The organism is Anaerolineales bacterium, from assembly GCA_022866145.1.
Lineage (GTDB): Bacteria > Chloroflexota > Anaerolineae > Anaerolineales > E44-bin32 > PFL42.
Map to the genome: position 1 here is coordinate 1 of JALHUE010000090.1, position 2812 is coordinate 2812.

Consider the following 2812-nt stretch of genomic DNA (forward strand, 5'->3'; position numbering starts at 1 on the left):
CGGGGTCGTCTTTCCCACAGCCGGATCCGGCCAGTAGCCCAGGGCCAGGATGGCCGTGTCGGCAGAGACGGTGAAGTTCGATCCCTCGATGGGGATCGGGCGGCGCCGGCCGCTGGAGTCCGGTTCGCCGAGCTCGCACTGCAAACACTCGGCTGCGCTCAGCCGTCCATCCGGTCCGGCGATGAAGCGAACCGGCTGGGTCAGGAAGCGGTACTTGGCGCCTTCCTCCTTGGCCAACTCGCGGTCTTTCTTCCCACCGGGCATCTCGGCCTCGGTCCGCCGGTACAGGCAGGTAACCTGTTCGGCGCCCATTCGCAGGGCGGTACGCAGGCAGTCGGAAGCCGTGTCCCCGCCGCCGATCACCACCACCCGCCGGCCGATCGACGGCATCTCCTTCTTCTCCTCCGGCAGCAGGGCGGGATCGACGTTGGTCCGGATCAGGAAGTCGGTTGCCAGGTACACGCCCGGCAGGTCGGCGCCGGGGGCGTCGAGGGTCGCATCCACGCCGGTTCCGATGCCGACGTACACGGCGTCATAGCCTCCGGCCAGCAGGTCGTCAACCGTCTTGTCCTTTCCAATCCGGACACCCGTGACGAACTCGACGCCTGCGTTGCGGTAGTCCTCCAGGCGGGCCATCACGATTTCCTTCGGGAGCTTGAAGTTCGGAATGCCGTAGATCAGCAAACCGCCCGCGTGGGGCAGGGCCTCGAAGATCGTGACGGCGTGGCCCTCGCGCCGCAGGAGCTCAGCGCACGCCAGACTGGAAGGGCCAGCGCCAATGCAGGCAACCTTCTTCCCCGTCGGCGCCCCCACCGGGACCTTGACCCCGCCGTTGGCCCGCTGGTAGGCGGTGACGAAGGCCTCCAGCGCGCCGGTCAAGACCGGCTCCTCACGCTTGCTGCGCACACACGAGCCCTGGCACAGGGCCTCGTGGGGGCAGACCAGGCCGCAGACTTCGGGTAGGGAGCTGGTGCTTCGATACACCTCCGCCGCCGCCAAGAACTCGCCTCGCTCGATCAGCCACATGGCCGATGGGATGTCATTATGGACCGGGCATGCCTGGTAGCACGGCGCCGGGTCCGGGCAATGGATGCAGCGTTCGGCTGCCTGGCGTGCCTGTTCTTCAGTCAGCGGAAGGTAGGTTGCCTGGAAATCGGCAACCCGCTCCTCGGGCGGCCTGGCAACCACATCCACCAGGGGGATGCGCATACGCGCCTTACGGTCAATAACAAGGTTCTCACCCAGAATTGCCTGCATAACCGCCCCTCCGCGGACTGCTTGTACAGATGATATGCATCGAAGTAGGACTGTATCAGTCCAAGATGTCACACGGCCGGCAGAAGGTCATCCTATCCCGCCAGAAACCCTTCTGCGGGGATCCCCCGCAGCGGTCCGCCCCCCGGAAGAGGGTTTGAGAGAGGCTGCCGGCACCCGCTGCAAGGCGCCATGGGCCGGCCTGCGCGACCGACCAGGTCATCTGGGCTTAACGAATTTCGCCCGGAGGACATGGTATTCTTCCCGTTTGCCGACCAGCTGACGCCCAAGCCACCGGTCGTGACCGGCGGCGCACGCCGGGATCGCCCTGCGCGGTCGAGCCGGGCTTGTCAGCTGGGGCCGGGTGAGCAGGAACGGGGGATTGGCGGATTCGGATCGGGCGAACGCCCAACCCCTGCAGCTTCACAGGTACTTCATCGCTGGACAATAGACTGGCAAGGAATGGGCGGAAAAGGAAAATGGAATGAGGAACAGGCCAAGGACGATCATCCTGTGCACGGCGGCTTTGCTGGTGGTTGGGATCGTGGCTCAGGCGTGCACGGCGCGTCCGCCGAAGGCTGAGGATCTGCAGACTCAGCCGGCCGAGCGGGGAAATCTGACGGCCGTCGTGGGTGCCACGGGAACCGTCCGTCCGAATCAAGCAGCCAGCCTGCAGTTTGAGACCAGCGGCACGGTCGAAGAGGTGATCGTGCAGGTCGGCGAACGGGTTGACGTCGACCAAGTGCTGGCTAGGCTGCGTCAGACTTCGGTCCCGGCATCGGTGATCGCCGCCCAGGCGGAGTTGGTCGACGCCCAGCGCGCGTTGGACCACCTGCTGCAGTCGGGATCGCCACAGGCCGAAGCCCAGCTGGCGTTGGCGCAGGCGCAGGATGCCCTCAAGGACGCCGAGTACAAATGGCGCGTGCGCCAGGAAGGCTACCGTGCCAGCGCCGCCACGCTGGATCTGGCGCGGGCGAGGTTGGTGCTTGCCGAGCAGTCACTGGAGGACGCGAATTCGGCCTACGGCCGTGTGGGTGGCGACCCGTGGGAGGACTCCAACAAGGCGGCCGCACTCGAAATGGTGGCGCAGGCGCAGCAGCATTTGGATTCTACGAAGCGTGCCCTGAACTGGTACACCGGCCGCCCCTCGCCGATTGACCAGGCGCTGCTCGACGCCGAAGTGGCGCAGGCCCAGGCGCGCTTGGGGGACACCGAGCGCGAGTGGGACCGCCTGAAGGATGGACCAGATGCCGCCGATATCGTGGCCGCCAAGGCGCGCGTGGCCGCGGCGCAATCGACAGCAGAGATGGCTCAGATCGCGGCGCCGTTCGCCGGGCAGGTGACCTCGGTCGAAGTCAAACCCGGCGATCAGGTCTCGCCCGGGTTGCCGGGCTTCGGCCTGGCCGACCTGAGCGAGATGCTGGTGGACATCAGCCTGTCCGAGATCGACATCAACCGGGTCGCGGTAGGCCAACCGGTGACGGTGGTCTTTGACGGGATTCCAGAGAACACCTATGGCGGAGAGGTCACGGAGATCGGCCTGATCGGCGAGTCGATC

At 66.3% G+C, this 2812-nt stretch carries 2 protein-coding genes; one reads left to right on the forward strand and one right to left on the reverse strand.

The window, feature by feature from the left end:
* Positions 1 to 1257 (reverse strand): NAD(P)-dependent oxidoreductase (locus MUO23_02935; GenBank protein ID MCJ7511910.1); only part of this gene is annotated, 1257 nt, incomplete at its 3' end.
* A gap of 481 nt (positions 1258 to 1738) precedes the next feature.
* On the opposite strand from MUO23_02935, the gene MUO23_02940 reads away from it, so the two are divergent.
* The coding region (locus MUO23_02940; protein MCJ7511911.1) for an efflux RND transporter periplasmic adaptor subunit at positions 1739 to 2812 on the forward strand (1074 nt) is incomplete at its 3' end.